This is a genomic window from Mesorhizobium sp. B3-1-6 (genome assembly GCF_006439555.1).
GTDB lineage: Bacteria > Pseudomonadota > Alphaproteobacteria > Rhizobiales > Rhizobiaceae > Mesorhizobium.
In genome coordinates, this window is the sequence record NZ_VFTM01000007.1 from 134,785 (window position 1) to 155,572 (window position 20,788).

General features: G+C 64.9%; 18 protein-coding genes. 14 read left to right on the top strand and 4 right to left on the bottom strand.

Going from position 1 to position 20,788, the window contains the following annotated elements:
- Nucleotides 1-2: 2 nt before the first annotated feature.
- Nucleotides 3-1,556, top strand: coding sequence for a trimethylamine methyltransferase family protein (locus FJ414_RS08940; RefSeq protein ID WP_140643553.1), 1,554 nt, complete (start codon nt 3-5; stop codon nt 1,554-1,556).
- Nucleotides 1,557-1,699: 143 nt separating this feature from the next.
- Nucleotides 1,700-2,107 (top strand): DUF3168 domain-containing protein, encoded by a 408-nt coding sequence (locus FJ414_RS08945; protein ID WP_140643555.1) that lies wholly within the window; start codon nt 1,700-1,702, stop codon nt 2,105-2,107.
- 14 nt (nt 2,108-2,121) lie between these two features.
- Here the strand turns inward: FJ414_RS08945 and FJ414_RS08950 are convergent, their stop codons facing one another.
- Nucleotides 2,122-2,508 (bottom strand): ester cyclase, encoded by a 387-nt coding sequence (locus FJ414_RS08950; RefSeq protein WP_140643557.1) that lies wholly within the window; start codon nt 2,506-2,508, stop codon nt 2,122-2,124.
- A 346-nt stretch (nt 2,509-2,854) separates the two neighbouring features.
- Between FJ414_RS08950 and FJ414_RS08955 the strand changes: the two genes are divergently transcribed.
- The 12 genes from FJ414_RS08955 (at nt 2,855) to FJ414_RS09010 (ending at nt 17,389) form a co-directional block, all read left to right on the top strand.
- Nucleotides 2,855-3,154 (top strand): hypothetical protein, encoded by a 300-nt coding sequence (locus FJ414_RS08955; RefSeq protein WP_140643559.1) that lies wholly within the window; start codon nt 2,855-2,857, stop codon nt 3,152-3,154.
- Between the two features lie 62 nt (nt 3,155-3,216).
- On the top strand, nt 3,217-3,882 hold the full coding sequence (locus tag FJ414_RS08960; protein WP_140643561.1) for a response regulator transcription factor: 666 nt from the start codon (nt 3,217-3,219) through the stop codon (nt 3,880-3,882).
- A complete protein-coding gene (locus FJ414_RS08965; RefSeq protein WP_140643563.1) occupies nt 3,866-5,293 on the top strand; it encodes an ATP-binding protein in 1,428 nt (475 codons plus the stop codon). Before FJ414_RS08960 ends, FJ414_RS08965 begins: the two co-directional genes overlap by 17 nt.
- 128 nt (nt 5,294-5,421) lie before the next feature.
- A complete protein-coding gene (locus tag FJ414_RS08970; protein WP_140643565.1) occupies nt 5,422-5,859 on the top strand; it encodes a hypothetical protein in 438 nt (145 codons plus the stop codon).
- Between the two features lie 104 nt (nt 5,860-5,963).
- On the top strand, nt 5,964-7,100 hold the full coding sequence (gene ccmI / locus FJ414_RS08975; protein ID WP_140643567.1) for a c-type cytochrome biogenesis protein CcmI: 1,137 nt from the start codon (nt 5,964-5,966) through the stop codon (nt 7,098-7,100).
- A gap of 4 nt (nt 7,101-7,104) precedes the next feature.
- On the top strand, nt 7,105-7,545 hold the full coding sequence (gene ccmE / locus FJ414_RS08980; RefSeq protein ID WP_140643569.1) for a cytochrome c maturation protein CcmE: 441 nt from the start codon (nt 7,105-7,107) through the stop codon (nt 7,543-7,545).
- On the top strand, nt 7,545-9,530 hold the full coding sequence (locus FJ414_RS08985) for a heme lyase CcmF/NrfE family subunit (protein WP_140643571.1): 1,986 nt from the start codon (nt 7,545-7,547) through the stop codon (nt 9,528-9,530). The genes ccmE and FJ414_RS08985 overlap by 1 nt, the downstream gene beginning before the upstream one ends.
- Nucleotides 9,527-9,991, top strand: a complete 465-nt coding sequence (locus tag FJ414_RS08990; RefSeq protein WP_140643574.1) for a cytochrome c-type biogenesis protein — start codon at nt 9,527-9,529, stop codon at nt 9,989-9,991. Before FJ414_RS08985 ends, FJ414_RS08990 begins: the two co-directional genes overlap by 4 nt.
- A 340-nt stretch (nt 9,992-10,331) precedes the next feature.
- Nucleotides 10,332-11,888: a Do family serine endopeptidase gene (locus FJ414_RS08995; RefSeq protein ID WP_140643576.1), complete on the top strand. Its 1,557-nt coding sequence runs from the start codon at nt 10,332-10,334 to the stop codon at nt 11,886-11,888.
- A 366-nt stretch (nt 11,889-12,254) separates the two neighbouring features.
- Nucleotides 12,255-12,929, top strand: a complete 675-nt coding sequence (locus FJ414_RS09000; RefSeq protein WP_040991372.1) for a response regulator transcription factor — start codon at nt 12,255-12,257, stop codon at nt 12,927-12,929.
- 8 nt (nt 12,930-12,937) lie between these two features.
- Nucleotides 12,938-14,419: a HAMP domain-containing sensor histidine kinase gene (locus FJ414_RS09005; RefSeq protein WP_140643578.1), complete on the top strand. Its 1,482-nt coding sequence runs from the start codon at nt 12,938-12,940 to the stop codon at nt 14,417-14,419.
- Between the two features lie 12 nt (nt 14,420-14,431).
- Nucleotides 14,432-17,389: a bifunctional [glutamine synthetase] adenylyltransferase/[glutamine synthetase]-adenylyl-L-tyrosine phosphorylase gene (locus FJ414_RS09010; protein WP_140643580.1), complete on the top strand. Its 2,958-nt coding sequence runs from the start codon at nt 14,432-14,434 to the stop codon at nt 17,387-17,389.
- Nucleotides 17,390-17,399: 10 nt separating this feature from the next.
- On the opposite strand, the gene FJ414_RS09015 is transcribed toward FJ414_RS09010, so the two are convergent.
- The 3 genes from FJ414_RS09015 to FJ414_RS09025 form a co-directional block, all read right to left on the bottom strand.
- Nucleotides 17,400-17,840, bottom strand: a complete 441-nt coding sequence (locus tag FJ414_RS09015) for a hypothetical protein (protein ID WP_140643582.1) — start codon at nt 17,838-17,840, stop codon at nt 17,400-17,402.
- Nucleotides 17,837-18,097, bottom strand: a complete 261-nt coding sequence (locus FJ414_RS09020) for a type II toxin-antitoxin system prevent-host-death family antitoxin (protein ID WP_140643585.1) — start codon at nt 18,095-18,097, stop codon at nt 17,837-17,839. The genes FJ414_RS09015 and FJ414_RS09020 overlap by 4 nt, the downstream gene beginning before the upstream one ends.
- A gap of 81 nt (nt 18,098-18,178) precedes the next feature.
- A complete protein-coding gene (locus tag FJ414_RS09025; RefSeq protein ID WP_140643588.1) occupies nt 18,179-20,500 on the bottom strand; it encodes a PAS domain-containing sensor histidine kinase in 2,322 nt (773 codons plus the stop codon).
- Between the last annotated feature and the right edge of the window lie 288 nt (nt 20,501-20,788).

A 20,788-nucleotide genomic window follows, 5' to 3' on the forward strand; every position in this document is an offset into this window, starting at 1 on the left:
CCATGATTGACGAGGCCGCACGTGATCTCAGGCGCGAGCGCCGGCGGGGACGCACCGGCGAGGCGGGCAGCGAATCCAGTCGCCATCCGAATTATCGGTCGCTGAAGAACCCCTTCCTGCCGCAGCCGATCTTTTCCGACGACCAGGTCGCCGCGATCCACGCTACCGCGCTGCGCGTGCTGGAGGAGCTCGGCATCAAGGTGCTGCTGCCCGAGGCCCGCGCCATCTACGCCAGGGCCGGCGCATTGGTCGACGAAGACAGCCAGATGGTCAGGATGAGCCGCGACATGGTCGAGGCAGCACTTGCCGCGGCGCCGCGCGCGATTCCCGCCCTTGGCGGCGACCGCTCGCGGGATCTGATGCTCGAGCTCGGCTCGATGACCTTCCTGGCCGGCTCCGGCGCCCCGAACGTCACCGATCTTGAGCGCGGCCGCCGGCCGGGCACGCTCCAGGCCTTCGAGGAATTCATCAAGTTGATCCAGCATTTCGACGTGCTGCATATGCTCGGCCCCTGCGTCGAGCCGCAGGACGTCGACACGCGCTTTCGCCACTATGCCACCGGCCGGGCGCAACTGACGCTGTCCGACAAGGTGCCCTTCGTCTTTGCCCGCGGCACGCCGCAGGTCGAGGACAGTTTCGAGATGATCCGGCTGGCGCGCGGCCTGTCCGAAGACGAGTTTGCCGGCAGCGCCCATAGCTACACGGTCATCAACACCAACTCGCCGCGACAACTCGACATCCCGATGGCGCAGGGCATCATCGACTTCGCCCGCGCCGGCCAGATATCGATCATCACGCCCTTTTGCCTGGCGGGCGCCATGGCGCCGATCACGGTCGCCGGCGCGCTGGCGCTGCAGCATGCCGAGGCGCTGGCGGGCCTGACGCTCGCCCAGATCGCGCGCCCAGGCGCGCCTGTGGTCTATGGTTCCTTCTCCTCCAATGTCGACATGAAGTCGGGCGCGCCGGCCTTCGGCACGCCGGAGCATGTCAAGGCCACGCTCGGCGCGGGCCAGCTTGCGCGTTTCACCGGCCTGCCATGGCGATCCGGCGGCGGCAGCGCCGCCAATATCTCCGACGCGCAGGCAGCGCACGAGACGCAGTTCGCGCTGTGGGGCTCGGTGCTGGCCGGCGCGACCGTCTGCATCCATGCCGCCGGCTGGCTGGAAGGCGGTTTGAGCGTTTCCCTCGAGAAGCTGATCACCGACATCGAGGCCTTGCAGACGGTCGCAGAGCTTTGCGCGAAGACGCCGGGCGACGAGGATGCGATCGGCTTCGAGGCCATCGCCGAAGTGCAGCCCGGCGGCCATTTCTTCTCGGCGGCGCATACCATGACGCGCTACCGCACCGCCTTCTATGAGCCGCTGGTGGCCGACTGGTCGAATTTCGGCAATTGGACGCAAGCCGGCGGCAAGACTGCCACGGAGCGCGCGACCGGCATCTGGAAGCGGATTCTTTCCGATTTCCAGCCGCCGGCCTCCGCTGCCGCCACCGCGGGCGTGCTCGACGAGTTCATTGCCAAGCGCACCGAGGAAGGCGGCGCGGCTCCGGTCTCATGATTTGACGAAAACGTAATAAATTCGAGACCTTCGCCCTTCACGCTATAGTCAAACCGATTCGCGATCTGGCATCGGATCGCGAGCGCGGCTACGTTGCCGGAATTGGCTGCGGCGCGGAGACATGTGTTGGCGATGGACGGTAGATGACGGCGCCTGGCGATCTGATGCAGGCCTTGTTCCTGAGGCTGAAGACCGATGCGTCGCTATCGGCGCTTCTCGGCGGCGCTGGCCTGCTCGAACAGGCGAACGACAAGGCCGCCTTTCCACACGTGACCTACGGCCGTACCAGTGCCTTCGATCTGGACACCGGCGCCGACAACGATGGCGACCAACTCATCACCTTGCACGTCTGGTCGAAAGCTCAAGGCGAGGCCGAGACACGCCTCATCATGGACAGCATCAAGGCGCGCCTCGATGGCGCAGCACTTTCCATCGGCTCGCGCGGCCAGACGCGCCTGTCGCTGGAATTCGCCGAGGCGCGCTATGACGAGGACCTTGCGGTCCATCATGGATTGCTGCGCTTCCACGCCTTGACGCAGGAAGGCGCCTGAGAGGCTGGCGGACCTCAGAGCTGCGCCTGGATGGCGGCCTTGTCGATGACCGACCAGACCTCGCGAATCCGTCGGTCGTGGAATTCGTAGAAGACGTTCTCGGCGAAGGAAACCCGCCTGCCGTGCACCGGCAGGCCGAACAGCACGCCCTTGGGCCGGCAGTCGAAATGCAGTCGCGCCGCCACGCGCGGCGGCTCCGAAATCAGGAGTTCGATGTTGAAGCGCAGGTCGGGAATGGCCTCGAAATCGCCTTCCAGCATACGGCGATAACCCGAAAGCCCGATCGTCTCGCCATTGTACTGCACCTCGTCGCCGACGAAGCGGCCGAGATTGTCCCACTCCTGGTCGTTCAGGTAGGCGATGTAGCCCCGATAGAGATCGGCAATATCCTCGCGCGTCATCGCGTGCTCCCATGGTCGTGCGGCGTTCCTACACCGGAGCAATTCCAGGAAAAGTGTGATCGGTTTTCCGTCCGGAATTGCGTTAAATTAGAGAGATAGGGCGGTTCGCCGTTTCCATGAAACGGTGAAACGCTAGGGCTGGATGGAGAATCCGCACCCGAAAAGCGTAGCGGGCCGACTGATTTTCCGGCAATGAATTTGCACCCGGGGCCTGAGGGAGCCCCTGGCGACTGCACTGGCGTCACAGGGTGCATTCATTTGTCTCGCGCAGGGGAATGGCGGGCATGGATTTTCGATTGTTCACCGTTCATTTCACGTTCAGCCCATATGCGTTAGAACCGTGATCATGACCAACCTTGGCTCCCATCTCCGCAAAGCAGTGCTGGCGCTTGCCGCAGCCGGCCTCTTTGCGTCGCAGACGACGGCAATGCCGGTCATCGACCCGTCGGTCGACCAGCCGGTCGTGCTTGCCGCCAACGATTGCTACGCCATCGGCCAGCAGGTCGCCGCGCAGAATGGCGGCACGCTGGCCAAGGCCTCGCAGGCGACGCGGGGCGGCCAGCAGGTCTGCGTCATCGTCGTGCTGGTCCCCGGCAAGGACGGACAGCGTCCGCGCCGCTCGGAAATCGTCGTCCCGATGGGCTGACCCTCTCGTTTCCCAGGCCGGGGAATCGGCCTATACGTCTACCCAGCAACAGGCTTCAACCCATGCGCGTGCTCGTCGTCGAGGATGACAAGGATCTCAACCGGCAGCTGGCCGACGCGCTGGTCGACGCCGGCTATGTGGTCGACCGCGCCTATGACGGCGAGGAGGGGCACTTCCTTGGCGACACCGAGCCTTACGATGCCGTGGTCCTCGATATCGGCCTGCCGCAGATGGACGGCATCAGCGTCGTCGAGCGCTGGCGCCGAGGCGACCGCAAGATGCCGGTGCTGATCCTGACCGCGCGCGACCGCTGGAGCGACAAGGTGGCCGGCATCGACGCCGGCGCCGACGACTATGTGACCAAACCCTTCCACATCGAGGAGGTGCTGGCGCGGGTGCGGGCGCTGATCCGCCGCGCGGCCGGCCATGCATCGTCCGAGCTCACTTGCGGGCCGCTGCGCCTGGACACAAAGGCGTCCAAGGCCGACGTCAAAGGCGTGCCGCTCAAACTCACCTCGCACGAGTTCCGGCTGCTCGCTTACCTGATGCATCATATGGGCGAGGTGGTGTCGCGCACCGAGCTGGTCGAGCATCTCTACGACCAGGATTTCGACCGCGATTCCAACACTATCGAGGTGTTTGTCGGCCGGCTTCGCAAGAAGATGGGCATCGATATGATCGAAACCGTGCGTGGCATGGGCTATCGCATGCGTGAGCCGGAGGCGTGACGCGGAACCGCTGAAGCCAACCATAGGCGCGGGGCTGTCGAAGCTGCGGCTCTGGCCGCGCTCGCTGACCTTCCGCGTCATCGCCTTTTCCACCATCTGGGCGATCCTGACGCTGGTCGTCATCTTCACCCTCATCACCACGCTTTACCGCCAGGCCAGCGAACGCGGCTTCGACAGCCTGCTTTCGGCGCATCTGTTCAACCTGATCGGTTCCGTCGGCATTTCCGACAACGGTGCGCTGACCGGCTCGCCCGACCTCGGCGATCTGCGCTTTTCCGAGCCGAATTCCGGCTGGTATTGGTCGGTCGAGCCTGCTTCCGAAGGCGTGCATGGCGAAATCCATTCCTCCTCGATGACGACTTCACTCTTGTCGCCGAGCGTCGCGGAAGTGCCCTTCAACTCGAACTTCCAGCGCAGCTATTCGATGGAGGGCATAAAGGGCGAGCAGCTCGAAGTTTTCGAGAGCGAGTTCGTGCTGGACGCGAAGAACCGCGCCGCCCGTTTCCGCGTCATGGGCAATCACAGCGAGCTCGAGCAGGAGATCGCCAGCTTCCAGCGCCGCCTGCTCACCTATCTGTCGCTGTTCGGCGTCGGCATGATCGCCATCAACGCCATCGCCATCCTCTTGGGTCTCCAGCCTTTGCGCCGGGTCCGCAATGCGCTGGCCATGGTGCGCGAAGGCACCGCCCAGCGGCTCGACGGCAGCTTCCCGGCCGAGATCGAGCCGCTCGCCAACGAGACCAATGCGTTGATCGAGAACAACCGGCGCATCGTCGAGCGCTCGCGCACCCAGGTCGGCAACCTTGCCCATTCGCTGAAGACGCCGCTCGCCGTGCTGATCAATGAGGGCCGGGCGCTTGGCGGCGCCAAGGGTCAGTTGATCGCCGAGCAGGCCGCCTCCATGCAGAAACAGGTCGACCACTATCTGCAGCGCGCCCGTGTCGCCGCGCAGCGCGACAGCGTCGTCTTCCGCACGCCGGTTTCGCCGCTGGTCGAGCGCATGGTGCGCGTGCTGCGGAAACTCAACCCGCAGTCCAGGCTGACGCTGTCGCTGCCGTCGGCGGAGATCGTCTTTGCCGGCGAGCGCGAGGATCTGGAGGAACTGCTCGGCAATCTGCTCGACAATGCGATGAAATGGGCTAAAGGCGCCGTCGCCGTGACGATCGCCACTATTTCGGGAAGCGGCAACCTGTTTGAAATCGTTATAGAGGATGACGGCCCGGGCATTCCCGAGGACAGTGCGCGGGAGGTGTTGAAGCGTGGCAAGAGACTCGATGAGACGAAGCCGGGAACAGGGCTCGGGCTCGCCATTGTCGCCGACCTCGTCAACGAGTATGGAGGCTCGCTGGCGCTGGAACGGTCCGGCATGGGCGGCTTGAGGGCGGTGGTGAGATTGCGGAGCCTTCAATGATGTTTTTTATCGATTTGCGAGCAAGGGCTGGCGGCCAAATTTCCGACAAATGTCAACACTATGGGCTCGATATCCTCCCCGATGACGCAGCCCCCAGCTCATCCTGCTCAAGAGAACCGGTTGTTGGCATGAAGATCCGCGTCGCGCTCGTTTCCGCCCTGCTCGCCGTTTCCGGCTGCACGACGCTCGGCAGGGGCGGTCCAACCTCCCCTGTCACGCCTGTTTCCACGCCGCCCGCCGGCGGCAAGGTCTCGACCGGCATCGTTTCGGCCATGAATGGCGGGCTTATCGGCGGATCGGTCGGCTCGGGCCTCAGCGATGCCGAAAAGCGCAAAGGCCTGGAAGCGGAATACAAGGCGCTGGAATACAACACCAGCGGCCAGAAAGTGACGTGGAAGAGCGACAACTCCTCGCATTATGGCGAGGTCGTCGCCGCCCAGCCCTACCGGGTCGGCTCGCAGGATTGCCGCCAGTACACCCACACCGTCTATACCAGCGGCGCGGGCGTCACCGCGCGCGGCACCGCCTGCCGCAACGCCGATGGCAGCTGGACGCCGCTGACCTGACGGCTTTGGAACGGAATTAGGCCTGCGGCCGACGGCGTCTGCCGTCAAAGCGTCGCACGATGGTCGTGTTGGCAGGGCAAGGCTCTGCCGCTATTGGAATAGGCATGCTGTTCTGGGTCATAGCCGCAATCCTCACGCTGGGCGCCAGCCTGGCGGTGCTGTTGCCGCTCACCGGCGGCATGAAGGGCGCGTCGCCGGCCGGCGATCATGATCTCGAAGTCTATCGCGACCAGCTTTCCGAGCTCGACCGCGACATGGCGCGCGGCCTGATCCAGCCGGGCGAGGCCGAGGAGGCGCGTGCCGAGATCGGCCGCCGCATCCTGCGTCTGGGCGCGGCTTTGCAGCCGGGCGCGGCGACGCCCAGGCCCGCGCGCGGCGCCAGATGGGTCGCCAGCGTGGCCGTGCTTGCGGTTCCCCTGTTGAGCTGGGGGCTCTACGGCATGCTCGGTTCTCCCGATCTGCCCTCGCAGCCGCTGGCCGAACGTCTGGCCAAGAACCCGGCCGATTCCTCGGTCGACGAACTGGTCGCCCGCGCCGAAGCCCATCTCGCCGCCAATCCGTCGGACGGCAAGGGCTGGGATGTGCTGGCGCCGATCTATCTTCGGCTGCAGCGCTTTCCTGACGCCGTGACCGCCTATCGCAACGCCATCCGCCTCGACGGCGACAGCGCCGTGCGCCAGTCGGGTCTCGGCGAGGCGATCGCCAATGCTGCCGGCGGCATCGTTTCGGCCGATGCCCAAAGCGCCTTCGAGGCAGCCCTGAAGTTCGATCCGGCCAACGCCAAGGCGAATTTTTACCTGGCGGTGGGCCTCGCCCAGGAAGGCAAGAAGGCCGAGGCCGTCACCGCCTGGCAAAAGATGCTCGGCCAGCTGGCGCCGGATTCGCCCTGGCGCAACGCCGTTCAGCAGGCGCTTGCCGAGGCGGGCGAGCCGGCTGTCGCCAAGGCCGCGCCGGCCAACGGCCCGGATGCGCAGCAGGTGGAAGCCGCGCAACAGATGTCGCCGCAGGACCGGCAGGCGATGATCGAGACCATGGTCGCCGGGTTGGACGACAAATTGAAGCAGAATCCGCGTGACGAGGAAGGATGGATGCGGCTCATCCGTTCCTATGTCGTGCTTGGCAAGGCCGACCAGGCGCGGGCCGCGCTCGGCCGCGCTGTCGCCGCCTTCGGGGCGGATAGTGAACAGGCCAGGAAATTCACCGCCTTCGCCGCCTCGCTCGGCGTAACGGCGACGGAGTAAGGCAATGACGCGCAAGCAGAAGCGATTGTCGGTGATCGTGGCGGGGCTGGCTTTCCTCGGCGCCGCTGCCGGCCTCACCTTCTATGCGCTTGGACAGAAGGCCTCCTATTTCTACATGCCGGCCGATCTCGCCACGGCGAGTTTGCCGCCCGGACAACGCATCCGGCTCGGCGGTCTCGTCGAGAAGGGCACCGTCGTGCGCGGCCAGGGCGCCACCGTCGTCTTCTCGGTCACCGACAAGCAGAAATCGGTCAAGGTCACCTATACCGGCATCCTGCCCGACCTGTTCCGCGAGGATCAGGGCGTGATAACCGAGGGCGCTTTCGGCCCGGATGGCGTGTTCGTCGCCGACAGCGTTTTGGCCAAGCATGACGAGCGTTACATGCCCAAGGAAGTCGCCGACGGTCTGAAGGCCAAGGGCGTCTGGCAAGAAAGCACAAATTGATGGTTGAGACCGGACATTTCGCGCTCGTGCTGGCCTTCGCTCTGTCGCTGGTGCAGATGCTGGTGCCGCTCGTCGGCGCCCGCACCGGTAATCAGCGCTTGATGGCGGTCGGCGGTCCGGTCACGGTCACCGGCTTCGCGTTGACCGCGCTGTCCTTCGCCGCACTTGCCAGCGCCTATGCCCGCTCCGACTTCTCGGTGGCGAGCGTGTGGGAGAACTCCCATTCGCTGCAGCCGATGATCTACAAGATCACCGGCACCTGGGGGAACCACGAAGGCTCGATGCTGCTGTGGGTGCTGATCCTGACCTTCTTCGGCGCGCTGGTCGCGGTCTTCGGCAACAACCTGCCGTCAACGCTCAAGGCCAATGTGCTGGCCGTGCAGGGCATGATCGGCGCTGCCTTCTTCCTGTTCATCCTGGCGACGTCCAACCCCTTCATCCGCCTCAACCCGGCGCCGATCGAGGGCCGCGACCTTAATCCGATCCTGCAGGATCTCGGCCTCGCTATCCATCCGCCGATGCTCTATCTCGGCTATGTCGGCTTCTCGATCTGCTTCTCTTTTTCGGTTGCCGCACTGATCGAGGGGCGCATCGACGCCTCCTGGGCACGCTGGGTGCGACCCTGGACACTGGTCGCTTGGATGTTCCTTACCGGCGGCATCGCCATGGGTTCCTACTGGGCCTATTACGAGCTCGGCTGGGGTGGCTTCTGGTTCTGGGATCCGGTCGAGAACGCCTCCTTCATGCCCTGGCTCGCCGGTACCGCGCTGCTTCATTCGGCGATCGTCATGGAGAAGCGTTCGGCACTGAAAATCTGGACGCTGCTGCTCGCCATCCTGACCTTCTCGCTGTCGCTGCTCGGCACTTTCCTGGTGCGTTCCGGCGTGCTGACCTCGGTGCACGCCTTCGCCACCGACCCGGCGCGCGGCGTCTTCATCCTGTGCATCCTGACGCTGTTCATCGGCGGCTCGCTGGCGCTGTTTGCGCTGCGCGCCTCACGGCTGACGGCGGGCGGCCTGTTCCATCCGATCTCGCGCGAAGGCGCGCTGGTGCTGAACAACCTCTTTCTCACCACCGCCACGGCGACGGTGCTGGTCGGCACGCTCTACCCGTTGGCGCTGGAGGCGCTCACCGGCGGCAAGATCTCGGTCGGCGCGCCGTTCTTCGACCTGACCTTCGGCCCGCTGATGCTGCCGCTGCTCGCGATCGTGCCGTTCGGCCCCTTGCTCGCCTGGAAGCGCGGCGACGTCATCGCCGCCTCGCAGCGGCTGATGGCCGCCTTTGCGCTCGCGATCGCCGCAATGCTGGTCACTGGCCTGTTCATCGACGGCGCCTCGGTGTTCGCGGCACTCGGCGTCGGCCTCGCCGTCTGGCTGGTCGCCGGCGCACTGACCGATCTTGCGGTCAAATCCGGTTTCGGCTCGGTGGCGCCGGGCATCATGCTGCGCCGCTTCGCCGGCCTGCCGCGCTCCGTCTTCGGCACGGCGCTGGCGCATCTCGGCCTCGGGCTGACCTTGCTCGGCATTGTCGGCACGCTCTGCTTCGGCACGGAGAAAATCCTCTCGATGCATCCCGGCGAGACGGTGGAGCTCTCCGGCCACACGCTGCGCTTCGAAGGGCTCTCTCCGCAGAAAGGTCCGAATTTCACCCAGGATCGCGGCCGCTTCCTGCTGGTAGGCGCCGACGGCAACGCCGATGGCGCAATCACCTCCGCGAAACGCTTCTATCCGGTGCGCCAGACGGTGACGACCGAGTCCGGCATCAGGACGATTGGGTTGAGCCAGCTTTATCTGTCGCTCGGCGACAAGAACAATGACGGCTCCGTCGTCGTGCGTCTTTGGTGGAAGCCGCTGGTGACGCTGATCTGGGGCGGCGGACTGGTGATGATGGCGGGCGCCGCCATGTCGCTGCTCGACCGTCGCCTGCGCGTCGGCGCGCCGGCCAAGCGGCGAAAGCCGGCCGCGGCCCTGGCGACCCCGACATGAAAGCGAGGTTTTCGCTCGTTCCGCTGGTCCTGTTGCTGGCGCTGTTTTTCGCCGGCGCGGCCCAGGCGGTGAAGCCGGATGAAGTGCTGCAGGACCCCGCATTGGAGGCGAGGGCGCGCGCGCTGTCGGAAGGCCTGCGTTGCATGGTCTGCCAGAACCAGTCGATCGACGAATCCGACGCCGATCTTGCCCGGGACCTGCGCGTCCTCGTGCGCCAGCGCCTCGTTGCCGGCGACACCGACCAGCAGGTGATGGACTATATCGTTTCGCGCTATGGCGAGTTCGTGCTGCTCAAGCCGCGCTTCAGCCTGCGCACCGCGCTTTTGTGGGGTACGCCGGTGCTTCTGCTTCTGGCCGGCGGTCTGTTCATTGTGCTCAGCGCACGCTCGCGCCGCCCGGCATCGGGTAGCACCCTGAGTGCCGAGGAACAGGCGGCGCTAGACAAGATGCTAAGCGATTAGCGCCATCGCTGACGTCGATAATTGGCCACGGCCGCTCGCGGGTCGTCATTCTATGGCGGAGCAAGGAGCGAAGCGACGCACGCAGACCATAGAAATCCATTCCGTGACTTTCCAAGCGCCGCGAACAGTGCAGAATTCTGCTCCGCTGCAACCTTCGGCGAAGGTAACGGCCTGGATTCCAGCGTCTCCGCGACGGAGCTTCGCCCTGCAATGACGAACTCGGCCAACATTACAAAACTTTCATGTACCGGAAATGGCGCCGTAATGTGCGGCTCTCTAATCCTCTTGCCTGAGGATGCTTCGCCTGAGCGCATCCCTTCGAAAGAGGAAACGAAATCCCATGAATATCGCCCCCAATTCATATTCCCGCACCCGAAAGCGCCTGATGGCCGCCGTCGCATCCCTGGCCGTCATCGGTGCGGTCGGCGCAGGCGCGCTTGCCACCGGCACCGCCCCCGTGCTGGCCGATGCCGTGCGCGTCGAAGCCCCGCAAGTGCCGAGTTTCGCCGATGTCGTCGAGCATGTCTCGCCGGCGGTCGTCAGCGTCAAGGTCAAGGCCAAGATCCAACCGACGGCCGACAACGGCTCGGACGATCAGGACGGTTTCGATAACCTGCCTGACAATCCGCAGCTGCGCCGCTTCTTCAAGGAATTTCGCGGCTTCGGCGACCAGGGTCAGGGCGGCCAGTTCGGCATGCGCCGCTTCAACCATCGCGACCATGGCAATGGCGAGCCGCGTCCGGTCGCTCAGGGCTCGGGCTTCTTCATCTCGGAAGACGGTTATCTCGTCACCAACAACCATGTGGTTTCGGAAGGCTCGGATTTCAGCGTCGTCACCAATGACGGTAAGGAGCTCGACGCCAAGCTGATCGGCACCGATCCGCGCACCGATCTCGCCGTGCTCAAGGTCGATGGCGGCGGCAACAAGTTCACCTATGTCGACTTTGCCGACGACTCCAAGGTTCGCATCGGTGACTGGGTGGTTGCGGTCGGCAATCCCTTCGGCCTCGGCGGCACCGTCACCGCGGGCATCGTCTCGGCTCGCGGCCGTGACATCGGCGCCGGCCCCTATGACGACTTCATCCAGATCGATGCTTCGGTCAATCGCGGCAATTCGGGCGGTCCGACCTTCAACCTCAACGGCCAGGTGATCGGCATCAACACCGCCATCTTCTCGCCGTCGGGCGGCAGCGTCGGCATTGCCTTCGACATCCCGGCCTCGACCGCCAAGCAGGTCGTCCAGGACCTGATGAAGAGCGGCTCCGTCCAGCGCGGCTGGCTCGGCGTCGAGATCCAGCCGGTCACCTCCGACATCGCGGAGTCGCTCGGCCTGAAGTCGGACAAGGGCGCGCTGGTCTCGAGTGCCCAGGATTCCGGTCCGGGCAAGAAGGCGGGCATCGCCGCCGGCGACGTCATCACCCAGGTCGACGGCAAGGATGTCGCTTCGCCGAAGGAGCTCGCCCGCATGATCGGCGCATTCGCACCGGGCAAATCGGTCGACGTCACCGTCTGGCGCAGCGGCAAGAACGAGACGGTCAAGGTCGATCTCGGCACGTTGCCGGCAAGCGACAAGCAGGCCTCGAACGACGACAACAACAAGCAGTCGGCGCCCGCCGCCAAGGCCGACACGCTGGCCGATCTCGGCCTGACCGTCACCAAGGCGGAAAACGGCAAGGGCCTCGTGGTCACCGACGTCGATCCTGACAGCGACGCGGCCGACCGTGGCATCCAGCCCGGCGACGTCATCACCTCGATCAATTCGAACGACGTGAACACCACCGACGACGTCTCCAAGGCCATGGCCGATGCAGCCAAGGCCGGCCGCAAGGCGGTGCTGATGCAGATCACCCGCGACGACTCGAACCGTTTTGTGGCGCTGCCGGTCGGCAAGGGCTGAGATTTCAGCGTTCAGATTTTCCCTGCGGCGGTATCAACACCCCCGAGCCGCCGCCGGGAAAACATGGGGCCGAGCACGTAAGTCAGTCACCGTGTTTCGCTCCTGGCGGCAGCGGGTTTCCCATCACCCGCTGCCGCTTATCGCATGTCGCCCAAAAGTGGGCACCGGTTTTGGGATCACGACATGCGGAACGAAATGCATGTCGCCCAAAAGTGGGCACCGGTTTTGGGATCACGACATGCGGAACGAAATGCATGTCGCCCAAAAGTGGTCGCCGGTTTTGGAAGAAGACATGCGACTAATGAAGGCAAGGCCCGAAGAATGACTGCCTCTCAAACTTCCGATGAAATCGCGTATAACGGTCCCATGAAGATTCTCGTCATGGAAGACGATCGCGAGGCGGCGGATTATTTGCAGAAAGCCTTCGCCGAGGCGGGCCACACCGCCCATGTCGCCGGCGACGGCGAGACCGGCTTCGCGCTCGCCGATGCCGGCGACTATGACGTGATGGTGGTCGACCGCCTGATGCCGCGCCGTGACGGCCTGTCGGTGATCGCAGCGCTTCGCTCGCGCGGCAACACCACGCCGGTGCTGATCCTTTCGGCGCTGGGCGAGGTCGACGACCGCGTCACGGGCTTGCGCGCCGGCGGCGACGATTATCTCACCAAGCCCTATGCCTTTTCCGAGTTGCTTGCCCGCGTCGAGGTGCTGAACCGCCGCGCCAGCGCGCGCGAATCCGAGACCGTCTACCGTGTCGGCGATCTCGAGCTCGACCGGCTGTCGCATTCGGTCAAGCGCGCCGGCCGCGAGATCACGCTGCAGCCGCGCGAGTTCCGCCTGCTCGAATATCTGATGCGCCATGCCGGGCAGGTGGTGACGCGCACCATGCTTCTGGAAAATGTCTGGGATTATCACTTCGATCCGCAGACCAATGTCATCGACGTCCACGTCTCGCGCCTGCGCGGCAAGATCGAAAAAGGCTTCGACAAGCCGATCCTGCACACGATCCGCGGCGCCGGCTACATGCTGAAGGGCGGGTGAAGCCACAGATGGCTCTCTCACTGCCGGCCATCATGAAGACCACGGCGGCCCGGCTTTCGGCGCTTTATCTTCTGCTTTTCGCGCTCTGCGCCGTGCTGCTCGTCTTCTACATGACGTCGCTGTCGGCGCGCATGCTGACCGCGCAGACGCAGGAGACCATCAACGACGAGGTGCTGGGCCTGGCCCGCGCCTATCAGCGCGGCGGTCTGCCGGTGCTGGTGCGCGTCGTCGAGGCCCGCTCGCGCCAGCCCGGCGCCAATCTTTACCTGATCGCTGACGCCAATGGCCAGATCCTGACCGGCAATGTGCAGAGTCTGGAGCCAGGGGTCATAGAGACCGAGGGCTGGACGACGGAACCGTTTTCCTACCAGCGCTTCGGCGAGGGCGAGCTCGATCGGCTGCGCAGCGGCGGTTCGGACCAGTCCACGCCTCCGGCCAACGACAGCAGCAACAGCCCCCAGTCCACAGGGGAAAAGGGCCACAACGCCATCGCGCTGGTGTTGAGACTGCCCAACCAGATGATCATGCTGGTCGGCCGCGACCTCGGCGAGCCCGAGCGCTTCCGCGCCGTCATCAGCCGCGCGCTGACCCTGGCGCTCGGTATGATGGGGCTTGGCGGCATCCTGATCTGGTTCTTTGTCGGGCGCGCCGCGCTGAAGCGCATCGACAGCGTCTCGGACGCCAGCCGCCGCATCATGGGCGGCGATTTGTCCGGACGGCTGCCGGTCACCGGCGCCGGCGACGAATTCGACCGCCTGTCGGCGAACCTCAATTCGATGCTGGCCAGGATCGCCATGCTGAACGAGGGGCTGAAGCAGGTCTCTGACAACATCGCCCATGATCTGAAGACGCCGCTGACCAGGCTGCGCAACCGCGCCGAGGCGACGCTCGCCGGCAGGCACAAGACGCAGGATTACCGTCAGGCGCTGGAAGGCACGATCGCGGAGTCCGACCAGCTCATCAAGACATTCAACGCCATCCTGATGATCTCGCGCCTGGAGGCTGGCTATTCCTCGGAACAGACCGGTCCCGTCGATCTCGCCGCGACGGTGAGCGACGTCGTCGAACTCTACGAGCCGGTGGCGGAAGAGGCGGGCGTCGCGCTGGAAGCAACCGTGCCCGAGGCCTTCACGATCAACGGCAACCGCGAACTGATCGGCCAGGCGCTGTCCAACATCGTCGACAACGCCATCAAATACTCGACCGACGCCGCCGAGACGCCGAAGGTGCGTGTGGCGCTGGAGCGCCTCGGCAACGAGATCAAGCTTGCCGTCGGCGACAACGGCCACGGCATTCCGGACGACGCCGATCGTGCCCGAGCCACCGAGCGGTTCGTGCGCCTGGAAAAGAGCCGCTCGCAGCCGGGCTCTGGCCTGGGCCTCAGCCTGGCCAAGGCAATCATGACTTTCCACAACGGAAGGCTTGATCTTTTGCCCGCCAATCCCGGATTGTCCGTGGTCATGAGTTTCCCATTGCGGGAGACGCATTGACGGCGCGGATAAATGGCGAAGAAGAAAATCGAATCCGAATTCCGGCTTAGCCCGACACTGGCGCTCCGCCCCCTGGACGCGAAACATGCCCGGCGCGAATTGTCGGAAATCGCCGACGCCGCCGAGGAGGAGGGGCATTCCCGACTCGCTGCGTTCCTGGCGGGCGAGGGGCCGCTGCAGGACCTGCTGGCGGCCGTCTTCGACCTCTCGCCCTTCCTGCGCGACGTGGCGCGCCGGCGGCCGGCGATCCTCGATACGCTGTTCGACCTGACGATCGAAGCGCGGCTCGATGCCATCGGCGAAGCGATCGGCGGCGCGGCCAAGGCGGAAGACGCCTCGGAAGCGAGCCTGATGATGGCGCTCAGGCAATGGAAGACCGAAGCGCATTTCCTGATCGCGCTGGCCGATCTTTCAGGCGAGGCGGAGACCTCCGTGACGGTGCGCCGGCTCAGCGATCTTGCCGACGCCTGCACATGCGCCGCCGTCGATTTCCTGCTGCTCGACGCGCATCGGCAAGGCAAGCTCAAGCTACCGCATCCGGCCGAGCCTGCCAGGGATTCAGGCTGGATCCTGCTCGGCATGGGCAAGCTCGGCGCGCATGAGCTGAACTTTTCCTCCGACATCGATCTCGTCGTCTTCTTCGAGCCGGAGGCGCCGGCCGTCATCGATCCGCTCGACGCGACCGAGCTGTTCTCCAGGCTTACCCGTCGTCTCGTGCGCATCCTGCAGGATCGCACCGAGCATGGCTATGTCTTCCGCACCGATCTGAGGCTGCGCCCCGATCCCGGCTCGACGCCGCTGGCAATCCCGGTCGAGGCAGCGCTTCGCTATTACGAGGCGCGCGGCCAGAACTGGGAGCGCGCCGCCATGATCAAGGCGCGGCCGGTTGCCGGCGATCTTGCTGCCGGCGCCGCCTTCCTCAGGGAATTGCAACCCTATGTCTGGCGCAAATACATGGACTATGCGGCGATCGCCGACGTCCATTCGATCAAGCGCCAGATCCATGCCCACAAGGGCCATGGCGAGATCGCGGTGAAGGGCCATAACGTCAAGCTTGGCCGCGGCGGCATCCGCGAGATCGAGTTCTTCGTCCAGACCCAGCAGCTCATCGCCGGCGGCCGCTTCCCGGAGCTGCGCGGCCGCGAGACCGTGCCGATGCTCGCAGCGCTTGCCGCGCGCGGCTGGATTACCGCCGACGCGCGCGATGCGCTCACCCGTCAGTACTGGTTCCTGCGCCGTGTCGAGCACGCCATCCAGATGGTCGCTGACGAGCAGACGCACGTCCTGCCGGAAGAAGACGAGGAGCTCAAACGCATCGCGCTGATGCTGGGATTTGCCGGCGAGGCGGAATTCACGCAGGCCTTCCGCGCCTCGCTGCAGCAGGTCGAGCGCCACTACGCGGCGCTGTTCGAGACAGCACCCGAGCTCTCGGCCGGCGTCGGCAATCTGGTCTTCACCGGCGATGTCGACGATCCCGATACGCTGCAGACGCTGCATGGCCTCGGCTTCCAGCGGCCGAGCGACATCTGCCGCGTCATCCGCGGCTGGCATTTCGGGCGCTACCGCGTCACCCAGTCGGCGGAGGCGCGCGAGAGGCTGACCGAACTGACCCCGGCGTTGCTCAAAGCCTTCGGCCAGACGCGTCGCGCCGACGAGGCGCTGATGCGCTTCGACGAGTTCCTCGCCGGCCTGCCGGCGGGCATCCAGCTTTTCTCGCTGTTGCAATCGAACCCGGCGCTCTTGAAGCTGATGGCGACCATCATGGGCGCGGCGCCGAGGCTGGCTGCCATCATCACCCGCCGCCCGCATGTCTTCGACGGCCTGCTCGACCCGGCCCTGCTTACCGAACTGCCGGACCGCGCCTATCTCTCGGCGCGGCTTGCCGCCTTCATCGAGGGCGATCGCGCCTATGAGGACGTGCTCGACCGCCTGCGCATCTTCGCCTCCGAGCAGAAATTCCTGATCGGCGTGCGCCTGCTTGCCGGCTCGATCGATCCCGCGCGCGCCGGCCGCGCCTTCTCCGATCTCGCCGATCTCACCATCGAGGCGGCGCTGAACGCGGTGATCGCCGAATTCGCGCTGCGCCACGGCAGGATCGCCGGCGGCAGGGTGGCCCTGCTCGGCATGGGCAAGCTCGGCAGCCGCGAACTCACGGCCGGTTCGGATGTCGATCTCATCCTGCTCTACGACCACGACGCGGATGCCGAGGACTCCGACGGCGAAAAGCCGCTGGCGCCTTCGCATTACTATACCCGCATGACGCAGCGCCTGATCGCCGCCGTCTCGGCGCCGACGGCCGAAGGCGTGCTCTATGAGTTGGACCTGCGCCTGCGCCCCTCGGGCAACAAGGGGCCGGTCGCCACCCATATCGATGCGTTCAAGAAATATCAGCGCCGGGATGCCTGGACCTGGGAGCACATGGCGCTGGCACGGGCCCGCGCCGTCGGCGGCGATGCCGAACTCTGCGCCGAGCTCGACGATGAGGTGGCGGCGGTGCTGGCGCAGCCGCGCAATGCCGCCAAGGTGAAAGCCGAGGCCTCGGAGATGCGGGCGCTGATCGAGAAGGAGAAGCCGCCGCGCGACCTCTGGGACATCAAGCTGATCCCGGGCGGGCTCATCGATCTCGAATTCATCGCCCAAGTCGCGGTCATCGCCGGCGCGATTGAGCCTGGCCGCCGGGTCACGGCGACCGCCGACATTTTGGCCCGGCTTTCTCCGGGTTTCGCCTCAGCCGATGTGCGTGAAGAGCTTGGCGAGGCCTATCGGCTCTATCTGGCGCTGACCCAGATGATCAGGCTTTGCCTCATCGGCGAGTTCCAGCGCGACGATGTCCCGCCTGGACTCTCGGATCTGCTTCTGGCGGTCACTGACCTGCCGGATTTCGGCGTCCTGGAAGCACATCTCAAAGAGACGTCGCGAAAGGTCAGGCAGGACTTCGACCATTTGCTGCGGGTTGCGGGAGGGTCCTGAGATCGCGGGGCTAATCGGTGCGTTGCACGCGGCGGAGATTGCGACGCGCATGTGCCTGCAGAAGCCGATCCCGCAGATGCGCGTAGAAGCGTGGCGGCAGCATGCCATAGTGGAAGCGGGAGGGACTGCTTCCTGGAATTGGTCTGAGATCGGGGCCTGGCCAAAGGAAATCGTTGGTTTCACTCACCACGACCCATGACGGCATATCGTCGAGCCCAAGGTAAGCCTTGAGAGGCGCAGGCATTTCGATGCCATCGGCAGGATCGGCCGGGAGGGAATGCGTGATCGGAACCACCGTCACGATTTCGCGCCCCTCCACAATCCGACGTGCGGCGACAATCGCACACGGGCGGTTCTTGCGGCTCTCTTCAACACCTCTCATATGTTCATCCAACCAAAGATAGGAATAGGAAATCACCAGGCCGGGAACGGGCTGCTTGGGCAGGCTCACGGTGCCCAGTCTTTGATCATTTCATCCAACTCATCGAACTGGGATGAGACTGAGCTTTCGGCGATGGCTTTCACCGTCTCGTCGTCCAGTTCCTCCACGGGTCTAGCAACCCGCCCTTTGACCAGCACTTCGAACATTGCCGCCGAGAGAAGCACCGTATGGGTCCGGCCATTTTTGGTAATCGCGACCGGCGCCCGCTGCGCTGCATCCTGAAAGCGGCCGACATTCTGTTGGAATTCAGTGGATGTTACGCGCATGGGAAAAGTCACCTCTTACCCAAAATAGATAAAATAGATAACTTTTTCAAGTTTGCCTCAGCCACCGCCGGTCGCCTCTGATCAGGCCGCTGCCTTCACCGTCGGCGGAGCCTTCTTCAGCGGAATGCGCACCGACACGATGGTGCCTGCACCCTCGGTCGAGCGGATCTTCAGCGCGCCGCCCTGCAATTCGGCCAGCGAGCGCGAGATGGCGAGCCCGAGCCCCGAGCCGGTGTGGTTCTTGGAGAACTGGTTCTGCACCTGCTCGAACGGCCGGCCGAGCTTGCTCAGCGCCTGCTTGGGGATGCCGCAGCCATTGTCCTCGATGGTGAGCAGCAGCGCCCCGGACGTGTTGCGCGCCCTGACCGTGATCTTGCCGCCCTGTCCAGTGAATTTCACCGCGTTGGAGAGCAGGTTGATGGCGATCTGCTTGATCGCGCGGCGGTCGGCATAGAGCCGCATCGCATCGGCGATGCGCGTCTCGACATTGATCGACTTTTCCGCCGCCTGCAGCGAGATCACCCGCACCGTTTCCTTGATCAGCGGGCAGAGATCGATCTCCTCGCGGTCGAGCGAGAACTGGCCGGCTTCGATCTTCGACATGTCGAGGATGTCGTTGATGACGCCGAGCAGGTATTTGCCGCTGCCGTTGATGTCGGTCGCATATTCCTCGTAGCGCTCGGAGCCGAGCGGCCCGAACAGGCCCTGCTGCATCAGCTCGGAGAAGCCGATGATGGCGTTGAGCGGCGTGCGCAATTCATGCGACATGTTGGCGAGGAATTCCGACTTGGCGCGATTGGCCGCCTCGGCGCGCTCGGTTTCCTTCATGTATTTGCGATTGAGCTCGACCAGTTCGCTGGCGCGTTCCTCCTCGGCGCGGCGGGCCAGGCTGAGATCGTGGATCGTCGCCATCAGCCGGCGCTCGCTGTCGACCAGCTTTTCCTGGTGCAACTTGATCTGCGTGATGTCGGAGCCCACGGAAACGACGCCGCCGTCGCGGGTCCTGAGCTCGTTGACCTGCAGCCAGCGGCCGTCGGCAAGCTGGCGCTCCAAGCTGACGCCGCCCTGCGGCCCGTTGGCATTGGCGAGCCTGCGCTCCGAGGCGAAGGCCAGCATGCGCTCCTCCAGCATATCGCGGGTCGCGCCCGGTACCACGTCGCGGTCCGACAGCCCATTGTCCTTCTGGAACTTCGAATTGCACATGATCAGCCGTTCGGCGGCATCCCACAGCACGAAGGATTCGTTGATGTTCTCGATCGCGGTCCTGAGCCGCATGTCGGCCGCTTCCGAGCGCAGCGCCAAGTGCCGCTGCTCGGTGACGTCGACGGCGATGCCGATCAGCTGGATCTCCGGCGCCTCCGGGTCGATCACCTGGGCGCGGGCTCGCATCCACACCCATTGTCCGTCGGCGTGGCGCATGCGGAAAACCTGGTCGATATGGTCGATCTCGCGTTCGATGATGCGGTTGGCGAGCTCGAACAGGTCGCCGTCCTCCGGGTGGATGATCTCGTCGACCTCGCCGAAGGAGAGCATCGTATCGCAAGGCTCATAGCCCAGCATGTCGTACATCGAGCGCGACCAGTACATCTTGCCGCGCACCATGTCCCAGTCCCACAACCCGCAGCGGCCGCGCACCAGCGCCATGTCGATGCGCTGATGCGCCTCAAGATAGATGCGGTCCGCCGCCTGGGCGCGCGCCGCCTGGCCGAAATAGGCGTAGAGGATGACGATCAGCACGCCCGCCGTCAGCACGAACAGCGTGACGTTGAGCGACATCGACTTGCGCCAGCTGTCGAACACCGCTTCCTGCGGCACCAGCACGGCCGCCGCGTGTTTGCGGTCGCCGCCGAGGCTGACGGCGGCGAACCAGTCCTGTCCCGAGATGCTGACATCCATCACGCCGGCGCGGTCGCCGAACATGAACAGCGGCTGGCCGCCCAGCACGAGGCTGTCGAGCGTGCGGCCTTGCCAGCCCGTCGACAGCGGCGAAACGGCGATGACCTTGAAGTTGGCGTCGGTGATGGCGAGCACATGGGCGCGGCTCATGGCGCCTTGGCGGCTGGTGTTTTCCAGAAGGCTTATGGCATTGGCGCCGGCCGCGCTGGGGTCCGCGGTGACGGCCTGCGCCATCTGTCCGGCGGCCAGCGCCAGCACCGCCTTGGCGTCGCGCTCGATCTCGTCATGCTCGTTCATGAGCGACAGGAAGCGCAGCGCGGCAATGACGATGAGAAAAACGACGATCAGCGCCGGGATCGACCGGCGCAGCAGCGGCTCGGCGGCCAGGAGCCGCTGATAAGTGGGTTCGGCGATCAGGCGCGTATTGCCGGCAAGTCCATCGCTCCTTGCCTTGCGATGCGCAAAAGCCTTCCCTCCGGGCGCGCCCCACGCGTCCGCCTTGGCCATAAATGGCACTCCCCGATCTGCCGTATGGATGATCCGGCTACGCCGCACGCCCGAATCGTCAGTAAAGAATCAAAGCTGATTCGCCTTGTCCAGTGGCGCGGACGAAAAAGATTAAAAGTTGATTGAAATTCGTCCGAACAGCCGATCTCCGGGTCCCACAAGGGGGGAGATGGCCGGCAGGCCAGAGGGGGCGCTGTCGCGCCAACCCCTCAACTGCTCAATTGCCGGCACTCGTCAGATCTGGCTTTCGGGCGAGAAGCAAACGTCGCGATCCTTCATGCCCCGCTC

What these genes read in the sequence shown, in the direction of transcription:
- FJ414_RS08940 (WP_140643553.1), top strand. Translation starts at nt 3, where the DNA reads ATGATTGACGAGGCCGCACGTGATCTCAGGCGCGAGCGCCGGCGGGGA.
- FJ414_RS08945 (WP_140643555.1), top strand. Translation starts at nt 1,700, where the DNA reads ATGACGGCGCCTGGCGATCTGATGCAGGCCTTGTTCCTGAGGCTGAAG.
- FJ414_RS08950 (WP_140643557.1), bottom strand. Translation starts at nt 2,508, where the DNA reads ATGACGCGCGAGGATATTGCCGATCTCTATCGGGGCTACATCGCCTAC.
- FJ414_RS08955 (WP_140643559.1), top strand. Translation starts at nt 2,855, where the DNA reads ATGACCAACCTTGGCTCCCATCTCCGCAAAGCAGTGCTGGCGCTTGCC.
- FJ414_RS08960 (WP_140643561.1), top strand. Translation starts at nt 3,217, where the DNA reads ATGCGCGTGCTCGTCGTCGAGGATGACAAGGATCTCAACCGGCAGCTG.
- FJ414_RS08970 (WP_140643565.1), top strand. Translation starts at nt 5,422, where the DNA reads ATGAAGATCCGCGTCGCGCTCGTTTCCGCCCTGCTCGCCGTTTCCGGC.
- ccmI (WP_140643567.1), top strand. Translation starts at nt 5,964, where the DNA reads ATGCTGTTCTGGGTCATAGCCGCAATCCTCACGCTGGGCGCCAGCCTG.
- ccmE (WP_140643569.1), top strand. Translation starts at nt 7,105, where the DNA reads ATGACGCGCAAGCAGAAGCGATTGTCGGTGATCGTGGCGGGGCTGGCT.
- FJ414_RS08985 (WP_140643571.1), top strand. Translation starts at nt 7,545, where the DNA reads ATGGTTGAGACCGGACATTTCGCGCTCGTGCTGGCCTTCGCTCTGTCG.
- FJ414_RS08990 (WP_140643574.1), top strand. Translation starts at nt 9,527, where the DNA reads ATGAAAGCGAGGTTTTCGCTCGTTCCGCTGGTCCTGTTGCTGGCGCTG.
- FJ414_RS08995 (WP_140643576.1), top strand. Translation starts at nt 10,332, where the DNA reads ATGAATATCGCCCCCAATTCATATTCCCGCACCCGAAAGCGCCTGATG.
- FJ414_RS09000 (WP_040991372.1), top strand. Translation starts at nt 12,255, where the DNA reads ATGAAGATTCTCGTCATGGAAGACGATCGCGAGGCGGCGGATTATTTG.
- FJ414_RS09005 (WP_140643578.1), top strand. Translation starts at nt 12,938, where the DNA reads ATGGCTCTCTCACTGCCGGCCATCATGAAGACCACGGCGGCCCGGCTT.
- FJ414_RS09010 (WP_140643580.1), top strand. Translation starts at nt 14,432, where the DNA reads ATGGCGAAGAAGAAAATCGAATCCGAATTCCGGCTTAGCCCGACACTG.
- FJ414_RS09020 (WP_140643585.1), bottom strand. Translation starts at nt 18,097, where the DNA reads ATGCGCGTAACATCCACTGAATTCCAACAGAATGTCGGCCGCTTTCAG.
- FJ414_RS09025 (WP_140643588.1), bottom strand. Translation starts at nt 20,500, where the DNA reads ATGGCCAAGGCGGACGCGTGGGGCGCGCCCGGAGGGAAGGCTTTTGCG.